The organism is Georgenia sp. 311 (genome assembly GCF_006151955.1).
Lineage (GTDB): Bacteria > Actinomycetota > Actinomycetes > Actinomycetales > Actinomycetaceae > Oceanitalea > Oceanitalea wutianyii.
This window is the reverse complement of record NZ_VDFS01000057.1, coordinates 24,855-38,475: the sequence shown is the minus strand read 5'-3', so window position 1 is coordinate 38,475 and position 13,621 is coordinate 24,855. Positions and strand designations below refer to the sequence as shown.

The window sequence follows — 13,621 nt, the reverse complement described above, 5'->3', positions numbered from 1 at the left end:
CATCGTCGGCTGACCGAGCGGCCGGGTGCCGCCCTCCGGCGGCACCCGGCCACCGACCTCGTCGTCCAGGAAAGGAGCCCCTCATGGCGAGTGCAGTCCCGCCCGTCGCGCGCAAGGCGCGTCCCGGCGGCCCGCTCATCCCCAAGACCAACAGGCGTACGTACTGGCTCTACCTCGTGCCGGGCCTCACGCTGCTGACGATCGTCATCATCGTCCCGCTGGTCTGGAACATCTACCTCACCTTCACGTCCTACCGGGGCATCCGGCCCCCGGAGTGGATCGGGCTGGAGAACTGGGAGCGACTGTTCGCCGACGCGACCTTCTGGACCTCCTTCCAGAACTCCCTGGCGATGATCGCGGCGATGGTCATCGTGCCGACGCTGCTCGGCCTCGTGCTCGCCGCCATGCTCTTCGACCTCATCGGCAAGAAGTTCGGCGGCCGGATCGCGAGCTTCCTGCGCGCCACCTACTACCTGCCCCAGATCCTGCCCACGGTCATCGCCGCGATCGTCATCGGCTGGATCCTGCGCCCACAGGACGGCGCGCTCAACACCATCCTCGAGAGCATCGGGCTGGGCTCCCTCGCGCACAACTGGCTGGGCAGCCCGGACACCGCGATGCCGAGCCTCATGGTCGTCCTCGTGTGGGTGCAGATCGGCTACCCCATCGTCATCTTCATGGCGGCGCTCCAGCGGGTGGACCCCGAGCTCTACGAGGCCGCCGAGCTCGACGGCGCGGGCTGGTTCCAGCGTTTCCGCGCCATCACCGTCGGCATGATCCGCCCCGAGATCTTCGTCGTCGTCCTCACCTGCACCATCGCCGCACTCAAGGTGTTCGGCCCGGTCTACGCCCTGACCGGCGGCGGCCCCGGCACCTCGACCATCGTCCCGTCGTACTACGCCTACAGCCAGTTCTTCCAGGCGCAGCAGGTGGGCTACGGGGCGACCATCGCCACGGCGCTCACCGCCGTCGTCGCCGTCGTGTCCGTCGTCTTCGTCACCGTGCAGTCGCGCCTCGAGCGCCGAGAGGAGGGACGCTGATGGCCGCCGCCGACGTCCTCGCTCCCACGAAGTCCGAGCGCCGCCGCCGCACGCCGGCCGGACGCGGACCGGGTACCACGCGCACGGCCGGGGACTGGGCGGTGCTCGCCGTCGCCGTCCTCATCGGCCTGTTCATCGCCTTCCCGTTCATCCTCATCGTCATCAACTCCTTCAAGTCGCCGACGGACTACGCGACGAGCGGACCGCTGGCCCTGCCCGCCGAGATCTACACCGACGGGATCTCCGCGTTCTGGGAGCGGGTGAACTTCCCGCAGAAGGTGTGGAACAGCTTCTTCATCTCCGGCACCGTCGCCGTGCTCGCGGTGCTGCTGTCGATGTTCAACGCCTTCGCCCTGGGCATCGGGCGGATCAAGGGGCGGATGTGGATCGTCATCCTCATCCTGCTCGCGAACATGCTGCCGCAGGAGGTGCTGCTCTACCCGCTGTACTTCATGTTCCGGGAGGCCGGCCTCTACGACAACGTGTGGGCCGTCATCATCATCTTCACCGTCATCCAGAGCGCCTTCGGCACCTACCTGCTCGCCTCCGTCTACAGCACCTTCCCCAAGGAGCTGCTCGAGGCCGCCTCGCTCGACGGCGCCGGCCGGTGGCGGGTCCTGTGGCGCGTGGTCTACCCGATCTCCCGGCCCACGCTCTCGGTCCTGCTCATCTTCTTCTTCATCTGGACGTGGAACGAGTTCCTCATCCCGCTGACGTTCCTCGTCTCCAACGCCAACCAGACGGTCCCGGTGGCGATCACCGCGCTCCAGGGTGACCGGCTCATGGACGTGACGACGACGAGTGCCTCGGCGCTGCTCGGCCTCATCCCCACCCTCATCTTCTTCCTCATCTTCCAACGCACCCTCACCCGGGGCATCACCGCAGGAGCAGTCAAGTAATGAAGTTCACCGACGGGTTCTGGCACAACCGGCCAGGCGTCGATGCGCAGTACGCTGCCGAGGCCTACGACGTCACCGCCCACCACTCCCCCGACGGCGACGAGCTCGTCGTCCACGCCCCCACCAAGGTCATCACCGGCCGCGGCGACACGCTCAACCGGGCGCTGCTCACCGTGACGCTCTCCAGCCCCCTCGAGGGCGTGGTGCGCGTCCGGGTCGAGCACCACAAGGGAGCGCTCGACCGGCACGGCTTCGACCTCGTCGGGGCGCAGACCGGCCACGGCCGGGCGGAGGTGGACGACGACGGCGGCGTGCTCGACGCCGGCCCGCTCCAGGCGCGCATCCGCCGCGGTGCGCCGTGGGACCTCAGCTTCACGGACGCGGAGCGGGTGCTCACCCGCTCCGGCCACAAGTCCGTGGGGTACGTCCGGCTCGCCGAGGGCGCGCCGGTGCCCGCCGAGCCGACCGGCGTCGCCGGCGTGACGACGACGGGCCTGGCCCCGGCGTCGACGTACGTGCACACCCAGCTCTCCCTCGACGTCGGCGAGCTCGTCTACGGGCTCGGCGAGCGGTTCGGGCCGTTCGTCAAGAACGGGCAGACCGTGGACGTGTGGAACGCCGACGGGGGCACGTCCTCCGAGCTCGCCTACAAGAACGTGCCGTTCTACCTCACCAACCGCGGCTACGGCGTGCTCGTCAACCACCCCGAGCACGTGTCCTTCGAGGTGGGCAGCGAGGCCGTCGAGCAGGTCCAGTTCTCCGTGCCCGGTGAGCACCTGGAGTACCTCGTCATCTACGGGCCCACGCCCGCTGAGGTGCTCGAGCGCTACACCCGGCTCACCGGGCGCCCGGCCCAGGTGCCGGCGTGGTCCTACGGGCTGTGGCTCTCGACGTCGTTCACCACCGACTACGACGAGGCCACCGTCAACCACTTCATCGACGGGATGACGCAGCGCGAGATCCCGCTCAGCGTCTTCCACTTCGACTGCTTCTGGATGCGCGAGTTCGACTGGACGAGCTTCGAGTGGGACGCGCGCACCTTCCCCGACCCCGAGGGCATGCTCGCCCGCCTCCACGAGCGCGGGCTGCGCACCAGCGCCTGGGTCAACCCCTACATCGCCCAGCGGACCCGCACCTTCGACGAGGCGGCCGCGGCCGGCTACCTCGTGAAGCGGCCCGACGGCAGCATCTGGCAGTGGGACATGTGGCAGGCCGGCATGGGCCTGGTCGACTTCACCAACCCGGCGGCCACCGCCTGGTTCCAGGAGAAGATCCGCACCCTCCTGCGCCAGGGCATCGACGCGATCAAGACCGACTTCGGCGAGCGCATCCCCGTGGACGTCGTGTGGCACGACGGCTCGGACCCCTACCTCATGCACAACTGGTACACCCAGCTGTACAACGAGGCCGTCTTCTCCGTCATCGAGGAGGAGCGCGGCCACGGCCAGGCCGTGCTCTTCGCCCGGTCCGCCACCACCGGCGGGCAGCGGATGCCGGTGCACTGGGGCGGGGACAACTCCTCCTCCTTCCCGTCGATGGCCGAGTCGCTGCGCGGCGGGCTGTCGATGTCGATGTCCGGCTTCGGGTTCTGGAGCCACGACATCGGCGGCTTCGAGGGCAGCCCCGACCCGGCCGTGTTCAAGCGGTGGGTGGCCTTCGGCCTGCTCTCCTCCCACTCGCGGCTGCACGGTTCCCAGAGCTACCGGGTGCCGTGGCTGTTCGACACCGGTGAGGAGGAGCCGGACCAGAGCGCCGTCGAGGTCACCCGTCGCTTCGCCCGGCTCAAGGCCGAGCTCATGCCCTACCTCTACGAGGCGGGCCGCGCGGCTCACGAGCGCGGTCTGCCGGTCATGCGCCCGATGCAGCTCGCCTTCCCCGGCGACCCTGCGTGCGACCACCTCGACCGGCAGTACCTCCTCGGCCCGGACCTGCTCGTCGCGCCGGTCTTCTCCGCCGAGGGCGACGTCGAGTACTACCTGCCCGCGGGCCGGTGGACCAACCTCCTCACCGGCGAGGTGGCCGACGGCGCCACCTGGCGGCGCGAGGTCCACGACTTCTCCTCCGTGCCCCTGTGGGTACGGGAGGGGGCCGTGCTCGTCACCACGCCGGGCGCGACCGACACCGAGCGGGACTACACCGCCGACGCGCTCGTCACCGTCTACCTCGGTGAGGAGGACCGCGAGGTGCGCGTGACCAACCCGCTGGACGGGACCGAGGTGCGCTTCGCCGTCGTGCACGGTGAGGACGGCGTGAGCGTGACCGCCACCCCGGCCACGGCCTTCCGGGCCCGGCTCGCCGGCGGCGAGCCCGTGCCCGCCAGCGACGGCACCGTCCGGCTGGAGGTGGCCCGATGAGCCGCGCGCTGCCCGAGGGGTTCGTCCTCGGCTCGGCCACGGCGTCCTACCAGGTGGAGGGCGCGGCCCGGGAGGACGGGCGCGGCCCGAGCATCTGGGACACCTTCAGCCACACCCCCGGCCGGGTGTGGAACGGGGACACCGGGGACGTCGCCTGCGACCACTACCACCGCTTCGACCAGGACCTCGACCTCATGGCCGAGCTCGGGCTGCAGGCCTACCGGTTCTCCGTGGCGTGGCCACGGATCCAGCCGACCGGGCGCGGTGAGGCCAACACCGCCGGGCTCGACTTCTACGACCGGCTGGTCGACGGCCTGCTCGAGCGCGGCATCCGCCCGGTCTCCACGCTCTACCACTGGGACCTGCCGCAGGCCCTGGAGGACGCCGGCGGCTGGCCGGCGCGCGACACCGCCTCCGCGTTCGCGGACTACGCCGCGATCATGGGCAAGCGGCTCGGGGACCGGGTATCCACCTGGACCACCCTCAACGAGCCGTGGTGCAGCGCCTACCTGGGCTACGCCTCCGGGGCGCACGCGCCCGGCCGCACCGAGCACGCGGCCGCCCTGGCCGCCGTCCACCACCTCAACCTCGGCCACGGCCTGGCACTGCAGGCGCTGCGCAGCGAGGTGTCCGGGGACCCGGACTACTCGGTGACGCTGAACTTCCACGTCCTGCGGGGCGAGGACGACGCCGTGCGCCAGATCGACGGCCTCGCCAACCGGGTGTTCCTCCAGCCGATGCTCGAGGGCGGGTACCCGACCGACGTCATCGAGGACACCGCCTCGGTGACCGACTGGTCCTTCGTGCGCGACGGGGACGCCGAGGCGATCCACCAGCCGATCGACGTGCTCGGGGTCAACTACTACTCCACCACCGCCGTGCGGCTGTGGGACGGTCGCTCCGAGCGCCTCACGGCCGACGGGCACAAGGGGGCGGCTGCCTCCCCGTGGCCGGGCGCCGAAAGGGTGGAGTTCCCGCCGCAGCCCGGTCCCTACACGGAGATGGGCTGGAACATCGAGCCGGCCGGCCTCACCGAGCTGCTCCTGGACCTGCACCGGAGGTACCCGGACCTGCCGCTCATGATCACCGAGAACGGTGCGGCGTTCGCCGACGAGGTGGTGCCCGACGCCTCGCAGCCGGGCGCGCTGGCGGTGCACGACGAGAAGCGGGTGGCCTACGTCCGCGACCACGTCGGGGCGGTGCTCGACGCCGTCGACGCGGGCGCGGACGTGCGCGGGTACTTCGTGTGGTCCCTGCTCGACAACTTCGAGTGGGGCTACGGGTACTCCAAGCGGTTCGGGATCGTCCGGGTGGACTACGAGACGCTCGAGCGGATCCCCAAGGACAGCGCCCTGTGGTTCGCCGACCTCGGCAGGACCCGCCGCCTGGACTGACGCGCAGGATCCCGCTGTCGGCGGGGAGGGGTGGCCTCCCCGCCTCCCCGCCGACAGCCGACTTCCGCGCGAGAGCCGACTTCCGCGCGACAGCCGACTTCCGCGCGACAGCCGACTTGCGCGCGAGAGCCGACTTCCGCGCGAGAGCCGACTTCCGCGCGAGAGCCGACTTCCGCGCGAGAGCGGACTTCCGCGCGAGAGCGGAGTTCTGCGCGAGAGCGGAGTTCTATCCGGGCGTCCTCAGTCGGCGCGGTGGCGCAGGGCCAGGGCGGCGTGGGCCTCGGCCATCTCGTCCCAGGCGATGGTCTCGGTGTCCCGCTCGAGCGTCTCCTCCGGACCCTTCCCCGCGAGCACGACGGTGTCCTGCGGACCCGCCTCGGTGACGGCGTGGCGGATCGCCTCGCGCCGGTCGCCGATGCTGCGGAAGTTGCTCCGTCCGGCCTCCCGCGCGCCGCGCTCCATCTCGTCCAGGATCTCCACCAGCGGCGTGTCGCGGTGGTCCTCCTCGGTGAAGACGGCGACGTCGGCCAGGCGGGTCGCGACCTCACCGAGGGGTGCCCGCTTGGAGGGGTCGCGCGGCCCGCCGGCGGAGCCGAGCACCACCCACAGCCGTCCGTCGGTGGTCACGCGTACCGTCTCCAGGGCCTTCTCCAGGCTCGGCGGCGTGTGCGCGAAGTCGATGATGACGCGCGGGTCGTCCGCGCCGCGGTCGGCCATCTCCATCCGGCCGGCGACGCCCGGGAACGTCGCGAGGCCGGCGACCAGCTCCGCGAGCCCGACCCCGGTGGCGTGGACGCCCGCCATCGCGGCGAGCGCGTTGGCGACGTTGAAGCGACCGATCATCGGCAGCTTGGCCTGGACGGTGCCGTCCGGGCAGTGCACGGTGAAGCGCAGGTCGTCCGCGCCCTCGACGACGTCGGAGGCCCACCAGTCCGCCGGGCGGCCCTCGGCGCTGTAGGTGACGTGGCTCGCCGCCATCGGGATGAGCTGCTCGGTCCACGCGTCGTCGGCGTTGAGGACGGCGTGGCGGGCGCGCTGCACGAGCAGCGCCTTGTCGGCGAAGTACTGCTCCATCGTCCCGTGGAAGTCGAGGTGCTCCCCGGTGAGGTTGGTCCAGATGGCGACGTCGAAGTCGACGCCCCGCACCCGGTCCAGGGCCAGCGCGTGGCTCGAGGCCTCGACGACGGCGTGCGTCGCACCGGCGTCGACCATGTCGCGCAGGATCTGCTGCACCTGCGGCGCCTCGGGGGTGGTGAAGTGGGCGGGCGGCTGGCGCAGCACGCCGTCGGGCAGCTCGTAGCCGACGGTCGACAGCAGGCCGGTGGGGCGGCCGGCGCTGCGCAGGAGGTGCCGCGCGAGGGACGACGTCGTCGTCTTGCCGTCGGTGCCGGTGACGCCGAGCACCGTGAGCCCGCGGCTCGGGTGCCCCGCGAGCGTCGCCGCGGCGTCGGCGAGGGCCGCCCGGGCGGAGGGGACGCGCAGGTACGGGACGGGGCAGGTGACGTCGTCGGGCAGGCCCTCGCCGAGGACGGCGACGGCGCCGCGCGCTACGGCGTCGGCGATGAACCGGTGCCCGTCGGCGCGCGCGCCGCGGACCGCGACGAACACGTCCCCGGGGCGCGCCCAGTCGGCCTGGTGCGTGGCGCCGCGCACCTCGATCTCCTCGGCCCCGGCAGGGGCAGCGAGGTCCAGCGCGGAAGCGAGGTCACCGAGTCTCATGGGCACCAAGCCTAGGTCGCGCTGGGGCGGGCACGCACGAGGCCGACGACGCACGGGTGCGTCGTCGGCCTCGGGGCGGACGTTCAGCTCGCGGTGGCGAGCTCAAGCTCCGGCAGCTCGGGGCGCACGCCCTCGACGACGGCGGCCACGACGATGGCCTCGACGTCCTTGGCCGGCATGTCCAGGACGATGGACAGCTCGGCGACGAACGGAGCCATCGCGTCACGCAGGAGCTTGGTCTCACCGAAGGCGAGGCGCTTCTCCTCGTTCTGCCGGGTGAGGTCGCGGATGAGACCGGCGACCGTGCGCAGGTTGCCCGTGCGCAGCCGCTCGGCGTTGGCCTTGATCCGGCGTGCCCAGACCTTCTCGTAGTCCTCGCTCTCGTCGAGCAGGACCGAGACGACCTCCCGGACGCCGGCCGCGTCGACGACGGAGCGGACACCGATCTCCTCCGCCTGGTCGACGGGGATCGAGACCTCGAGGTCGGCCTGCGGGACGGCGAGCCGGATATAGCTCCTGAGCTCACCTCTGATGGAACGAGTGAAAATCTTCTTGACCGTGGCGGGACCGTGATGCGGATGAACGACGACCTGACCGGCGGAGAAATTCAATGCGTACCCTTCGAAGAAAGAAACACCACGCTCGTCGTCGGCGGGGGCCGACGCCTGCCTCGATTCATCCGCTCCGCACGATTCCGGACCTTGCGGACCATTCTCGAACGGGGCCGAGGACCCGGAGGAATTCGCAGTCCACATCCGGTGAACGCGCCCGACCTCCGCGAGCCAGCATTTACCATCATCCCACAGGAATCGCAAGAAATCTACACCAATGGAACACGTCACATTTCCGCGTGACCATCGACGATCTTCACCGGTGGACGTCACATAGGGTCGTCCCGTGCCCGCCCACGGTCGCCCCACCCGCGATGAGCTCGCCGCCGCGGCGGACCGCACCCTGCCGACGCTCCTCGCCCCAGGGCTGCGCGTGCTGTTCTGCGGGATCAACCCGGGGCTGTACTCGGCCTGGACCGGCCACCACTTCGCCCGGCCGGGGAACCGGTTCTGGCCGGCGCTGCACCGCTCGGGCTTCACCCCGCGGCAGCTCGCGCCCGCCGAGCAGGAGGAGCTGCTCGCCCTGGGACTGGGGCTGACGAACGTCGTGGAGCGCGCCTCGGCGACCGCGGCCGAGCTCTCCGCCGAGGAGCTGCACGCCGGGGGACGGCGGCTGGTCGACGACGTCGTGACCCATGAGCCGCAGTGGCTCGCCGTCCTCGGGGTGACCGCCTACCGCACGGCCTTCGACCGGCCACGTGCGACGTACGGGGAGCAGCCGGAGCGGCTGGGGCGGACGCGGGTGTGGGTGCTGCCCAACCCGAGCGGGCTCAACGCCCACGTCACTCCGCCCCAGCTCGCCGCGGCCTTCGGCGAGCTGCGGCTCGCCGTCGAGGGCTGAGTCTCAGCCCGACTTGCGCCGGAAGGTGCGCTTGCCGCCACCGTTGACCTGGCTGCCGTGCACGGAGCCGTCGTTGGGGCGGGACTGGTTGGCGAGGTGCTCCCGAGCCTTCTTGCGCTCGAGCGACTCGCGCATCTTGTCCTTCGCCGTCACTGCGGCGTCCTTGGCCGCCTCCGGCGCGCTGGGCGTGGTCTCGTCCATTGCGGGACCTCCTTCGTTGTCGATAGCGCCAGCCTGCCCGGTGCGGGGCCCTGGGGCCAACCTTTACTCCCCCGCGAGGCCGGCGAGACGCCCGCGTGCCTCCTCCACCGCGCGCAGGGCAGTGGCCTCGCGGTCCTCGGCGTCCTCCCGCTCCTCCTGGGCTGCGGCGCGCTCCTCGTCCAGCTCCTCGAGCTCCTCCTCGACCTTCTCGAGCTCCCGGCGCAGCTCCTCGGCGCGCGTCGCGACCTGGAGCACGCGCGCCTCGACCCGCGCGAGCTCCTCCTGCGCCTCCTCGCGGTCCGCCCGCGCCTGCTCCGCGACGCGCTCCCGGGCGCGCAGGTCCCGCTCGGCGCGGCGGGTCTCGCGAGCGTCGTCGCGGGCCGAGCCCTCGTCGGCCTCGCGCTCCGGCGGCTCGACGACGGTCGGTCGCTGCTTCCCGCCCGTCGCTCTGGCCCTGGCTGCCCGCGCGCCTTGCGCACCGGTCCGGTGCTCTTGTCCTTCGTCGTCGCCGCGGGACGTCCTCGCGGTGGCCGCCCGACGGCGGGGCGGGGGTGCGGGCTGGTCGTCGGCGTCGTCGTCGTCGATCGTGACGCCCTCGACGGGGACGGCGAGGGCGCCGTCGAGGGCGACGCCGCCGAGGTCGCCGGGTGCGAGCGTGCGCACGAGGAGCAGGCTGCGGACGGCGCGCTCGGCCGCCGGCTCGATGACGACGGCCTGCCAGGTGAGCTCGACCTGCTCCTGCGCGGCCGCCGAGAGCGGAACGCCGCGCTCCTCGGCCAGGCGCGCTGCGGTGCGGGTGAGCGCCGCGGCGAGCTGACGGCGGCGCTTGCCGAGCGCGCGCAGCTCGAGGGGGTTCGCCGAGGCCTGGGCCACCCGCAGCTCGGCGCCGAGCTCACCGAGGGTGTCGAGGTCGTCGGGCTCCTCCCGGGCGACGAGACCCACCGCCCAGGCGGGGACCGACGGCTTGGGCAGCACCTTGACGCGGGTCGCGAGGGCGCGCTCGCCCGCGCGTCGTACCTCGGCGGCGCGTGAGTTGCGGGCAGTGACGAACTCCGCCGGGAGCAGCGCGTAGAGGTCGCGCGCGATGCCGGCGAGGGCTGCGTCGTCGTCCGTGTCTGCCACGCCGGTAGCCTGGCAGGAACCCGCGGACGTGGCTCGCCGACGACGCGGATCGCCGACGAAACGCCGCCGTTCTCGCCCGGCGCGGAGGTGACTGCCCTAGCCTCTCGACGATGGCGCCGTCGTCGTACTGGAACCACAACACCGCCTTCCACGGCGAGCTCGTGGCCGCTGCGCGGCGTCGGGGCGGCCGGGTGCTCGATGTCGGGTGCGGCGAGGGGCTCCTCCTCGAGCGGCTCGCCCCCGTCGCGCGGGAGGCCGTGGGGATCGACCCGGACCCGGCAGCGGTGGCGCGGGCGCGGGCGCGTGTGGGCGGGGACGCGCAGGTCCTGGCCTGCGGCCTGCTCGACGACGACGCGCGCACGCTCGGGCTCTTCGACACCGTGTGCTGCGTCGCGACGCTGCACCACCTGCCGCTGCGCCCGGCGCTCCGGCGGCTCGCAGAGCTCGTGGCGCCGGGTGGTGAGCTGCGGGTGGTGGGGCTCGCGGCGACGCGGTCCGCGGCGGACTGGGCGCTGTCGGGAGTGCAGGTGCTCCCGGTGCGGCTGATCGACGCGGTGCGGCGCGCCCAGGGAGAGGTCGGGGTTGCGGTGACCGACCCCGCGGAGTCGTTCGCCGAGGTGCGCGCAGCTGCCCGTGAGCTGCTCCCGGCCGCGCGGGCGCGCCGACGGTTCTACTACCGGTACACCCTCACCTGGGCGCGTCCGACGGCCTGAGCCGTGGCCGTCCGCACGCGCGGAAGTCGGCTCTCGCGCGGAAGTCGGCTCTCGCGCGGAAGTCGGCTCTCGCGCGGAAGTCGGCTCTCGCGCGGAAGTCGGCTGTCGCGGGCGAGGGGGCGGGGGGCGGGGGGCGAGGAGCGGGGGGCGGGGGAGGAAACGCGGAGAGCAGGGCTCCCCGGGGGGAACCCTGCTCTCGGTGGTGGTGCGTCCTAGCCCTTGACGGAGCCGGCGGTGAGTCCGGAGACGATGTACCGCTGCAGGAACAGGAAGATGAGCACGATCGGGATCGCCGCGATCGTCGCACCCGCCGCGAACAGGCCCCAGTTCGCCGAGAGCTGGTCCGAGACCCACCCGTACAGGCCCACCGCCACCGTCCAGTTCGACTCCGACTGCAGGATCAGCTTGGCGAGCAGGAAGTCGGAGAACGTCGAGATCAGCGACAGCAGCGCGACGACCGCGAGGATCGGCACGACCAGACGCAGGATGATCGTCCAGTACGTCTGGGCGTGGGTGGCGCCGTCGATCTTCGCCGCCTCGTCCAGCTCCTTGGGCACGGTGTTGAAGAACCCGTACATGAGGAACGTGTTCACGCCCAGCGCCCCACCCAGGTACACCATGATGAGCGCGATCTGGGAGTTGAGGCCGAGCACCGGGGTGATGTCACCCAGGAGCAGCAGCAGCAGGAAGATCGCGACGAACGCGAGCAGCTGCGGGAACATCTGGACGATGAGCAGGGCGATGAGGCCCACCCGCCGCCCGGTGAACCGGAAGCGGGAGAACGCGTACGCCGCGGCGGCGCCCATGAGGACGGTGCCGATGGACGTCACGCCCGCGATGAACACCGTGTTGCCGAGCCACGTCCAGAAGTAGGTGTCGGCGAGCTGGGCGTAGTTCGCCGTGCTCATGTCGGTGAACAGGGCGTTGGAGCCGGTGAGCGTGCCCCGCTCGCTGAGCGAGGCCGAGATGATGTAGACGATGGGCCACACCGCGTAGAGCATGGCGAGCAGGGCGACGATGTAGCGCCACCCCACCTCGCTCCACCAGCGGCGTCGGCTCGGGCGCCGCTCGGCGAGGGTGGCCTGGGGGGAACCGGTCATGGTGGCCATGTCAGTTGATGTCCTCCAGCGCCTGGGTCTTGCGGAACGTGATCACCGAGATGGTCGCGACGATGAGGAAGATGACGAGCGAGAGCGCCGAGGCGAGCCCGTAGTTCGTCGCCGCGCGTCCGTCGAGACCGGAGATGGAGTACACCATCGTGATGAGGATGTCGGTCGCACCGACGGGGACCGAGCTGTCCGGGAAGCGTGGCCCGCCCTCGGTGAGCATCTCGATGCCGTTGAAGTTGTTGAAGTTGAAGGCGAAGGACGAGATGAGGAGCGGGGCGACCGCGATGAACAGCAGCGGCAGCGTCATCGAGCGGAAGATCCGCCAGCGGCCGGCGCCGTCGATGCGGGCGGCCTCCATGACGTCGCTCGGGATCGACTGCAGCGCACCGGTCGTGATGAGGAACATGTACGGGAAGCCCACCCACAGCTGGACCCCGAGCACGACGGCGCGCGCCAGCCACTCGTTGGACAGCCACGGGATCTCCGCGCCGCCGAGGAGCACCTGGTTGATGAAGCCGTAGTCGGTGTTGAGCATGCCCCGCCACAGCAGGTAGGACATGATCGCCGGGAAGGCGTAGGGCAGGATGAGGAAGGCGCGCATGACCTTGCGGCCGCGTACCCGCTCGTCGTTGAGGACGAGCGCGAAGAACAGGCCGAGGAAGAACGTCAGGCCGACGGTGAGGATCGCGAAGGCGAACGTCCAGATGAGCACCTTGAGGAAGGGCTCGGCGTAGCGCGAGTCCGCGAACGCCGTCGTGAAGTTGTCGAGCCCGATGTTCACCCGCCAGCCCACGTTGAGCGTGGAGCCGTCCGGGGCCTCGAACTGACCGTTGTCGTTGGGGGTGTAGACGACGCCGGTCTCGACGTTCGTCATCGTGTCCGTGGCCTCGTCGTAGTCGAGGACCGAGCGGTAGACGAAGCCGTTGCGCGCGTCCTGCGTGCGCACCGAGCCTGCCTCGGCGTCCTCGGAGAAGGGCACGCGCAGGTCGACGACCTCGGACTGCCGGGCGATGACCTCCTGCCGGTCGAGGATCTCCCAGCCCGGGACCTCGGTGATGGTGCCGTCGGAGACGACGGCGTCATCCACCTCGCGCAGCGGCTGCTCGGCCGTGCCGACCAGCACGTCGCCGTCCTCGAGGACGGCGAAGCCGAGCTCCCCGTCACGGTCGACGACGGCGAGGGGGTAGGAGCTCGACCCCTCGACCCGCTGCTCGTTCTGGATGAGCAGCGCCTCGATCGCGTCGCCCTTCGTCGAGTTGTGGCCCTGACCGTAGTTGGTGAAGGCGACGTACCCGGTGTAGGCGACGGTGAAGACCTGGAAGACGAGGAGGAACGCGAGACCAGGGAGGATGTACTTCATCGGCAGCGCGCGCCGCGAGAAGTACACGTAGTCGGCGAGCACGAGCAGGGCGAGCATCCCCGCGAAGACCCCCCAGGACTCCACGGTGAACGCCTGGATGAGGATGTAGACGCCGAGGGCGTTGATGAGCGCCATGACGGCGATCTTGAAGAAGAACCCCGGCGTGTACGTCCGCGAGTGAGGAGTACGCAGAGGTCGGGTCCGCAGCTGCTTGGCGTCGTCGCTCGCCGCCGAGAGCTGAGGATGCTGAGGCTGGGA

General features: G+C 71.3%; 12 protein-coding genes. 6 read left to right on the top strand and 6 right to left on the bottom strand.

Annotated elements, in window-relative coordinates; translation table 11 throughout:
* Positions 1-83 precede the first annotated feature (83 nt).
* The 4 genes from FHE66_RS12170 to FHE66_RS12155 are packed head-to-tail and all read left to right on the top strand — an operon-like array spanning position 84 to position 5,687.
* Positions 84-1,040, top strand: coding sequence for a carbohydrate ABC transporter permease (locus FHE66_RS12170; RefSeq protein WP_139073230.1), 957 nt, complete (start codon positions 84-86; stop codon positions 1,038-1,040).
* A complete protein-coding gene (locus FHE66_RS12165) occupies positions 1,040-1,939 on the top strand; it encodes a carbohydrate ABC transporter permease (RefSeq protein WP_139073229.1) in 900 nt (299 codons plus the stop codon). Before FHE66_RS12170 ends, FHE66_RS12165 begins: the two co-directional genes overlap by 1 nt.
* Entirely contained in the window at positions 1,939-4,293 is a 2,355-nt protein-coding gene (gene yicI / locus FHE66_RS12160) for an alpha-xylosidase (RefSeq protein WP_139073228.1), read from the top strand. The genes FHE66_RS12165 and yicI overlap by 1 nt, the downstream gene beginning before the upstream one ends.
* Positions 4,290-5,687: a GH1 family beta-glucosidase gene (locus tag FHE66_RS12155; RefSeq protein ID WP_139073227.1), complete on the top strand. Its 1,398-nt coding sequence runs from the start codon at positions 4,290-4,292 to the stop codon at positions 5,685-5,687. The genes yicI and FHE66_RS12155 overlap by 4 nt, the downstream gene beginning before the upstream one ends.
* A 240-nt stretch (positions 5,688-5,927) precedes the next feature.
* Here the strand turns inward: FHE66_RS12155 and FHE66_RS12150 are convergent, their stop codons facing one another.
* Both FHE66_RS12150 and FHE66_RS12145 read right to left on the bottom strand, forming a co-directional pair.
* Positions 5,928-7,406: a UDP-N-acetylmuramoyl-L-alanyl-D-glutamate--2,6-diaminopimelate ligase gene (locus tag FHE66_RS12150; RefSeq protein WP_139073226.1), complete on the bottom strand. Its 1,479-nt coding sequence runs from the start codon at positions 7,404-7,406 to the stop codon at positions 5,928-5,930.
* 83 nt (positions 7,407-7,489) lie between these two features.
* Positions 7,490-8,017, bottom strand: a complete 528-nt coding sequence (locus FHE66_RS12145; protein WP_168202704.1) for a CarD family transcriptional regulator — start codon at positions 8,015-8,017, stop codon at positions 7,490-7,492.
* 286 nt (positions 8,018-8,303) lie between these two features.
* On the opposite strand from FHE66_RS12145, the gene mug reads away from it, so the two are divergent.
* Positions 8,304-8,858: a G/U mismatch-specific DNA glycosylase gene (gene mug, locus FHE66_RS12140; RefSeq protein WP_139073224.1), complete on the top strand. Its 555-nt coding sequence runs from the start codon at positions 8,304-8,306 to the stop codon at positions 8,856-8,858.
* Between the two features lie 3 nt (positions 8,859-8,861).
* Here mug and FHE66_RS12135 read toward each other — a convergent pair whose 3' ends face one another.
* The gene (locus FHE66_RS12135; protein WP_139073223.1) at positions 8,862-9,059 is read right to left on the bottom strand and encodes a DUF5302 domain-containing protein; all 198 of its coding nucleotides are present in this window, start codon (positions 9,057-9,059) and stop codon (positions 8,862-8,864) included.
* A gap of 63 nt (positions 9,060-9,122) precedes the next feature.
* Positions 9,123-10,181, bottom strand: a complete 1,059-nt coding sequence (locus tag FHE66_RS12130; protein WP_139073222.1) for a hypothetical protein — start codon at positions 10,179-10,181, stop codon at positions 9,123-9,125.
* 110 nt (positions 10,182-10,291) lie between these two features.
* On the opposite strand from FHE66_RS12130, the gene FHE66_RS12125 reads away from it, so the two are divergent.
* Positions 10,292-10,894: a bifunctional 2-polyprenyl-6-hydroxyphenol methylase/3-demethylubiquinol 3-O-methyltransferase UbiG gene (locus FHE66_RS12125; protein WP_139073221.1), complete on the top strand. Its 603-nt coding sequence runs from the start codon at positions 10,292-10,294 to the stop codon at positions 10,892-10,894.
* 212 nt (positions 10,895-11,106) lie between these two features.
* Here the strand turns inward: FHE66_RS12125 and FHE66_RS12120 are convergent, their stop codons facing one another.
* Positions 11,107-12,003, bottom strand: a complete 897-nt coding sequence (locus tag FHE66_RS12120; RefSeq protein WP_139073220.1) for a sugar ABC transporter permease — start codon at positions 12,001-12,003, stop codon at positions 11,107-11,109.
* A 1-nt stretch (position 12,004) separates the two neighbouring features.
* Positions 12,005-13,507 carry an ABC transporter permease subunit gene (locus FHE66_RS12115; protein ID WP_369692765.1) on the bottom strand — a complete coding sequence of 501 codons (1,503 nt, stop codon included), beginning with the start codon at positions 13,505-13,507 and terminating at the stop codon, positions 12,005-12,007.
* Between the last annotated feature and the right edge of the window lie 114 nt (positions 13,508-13,621).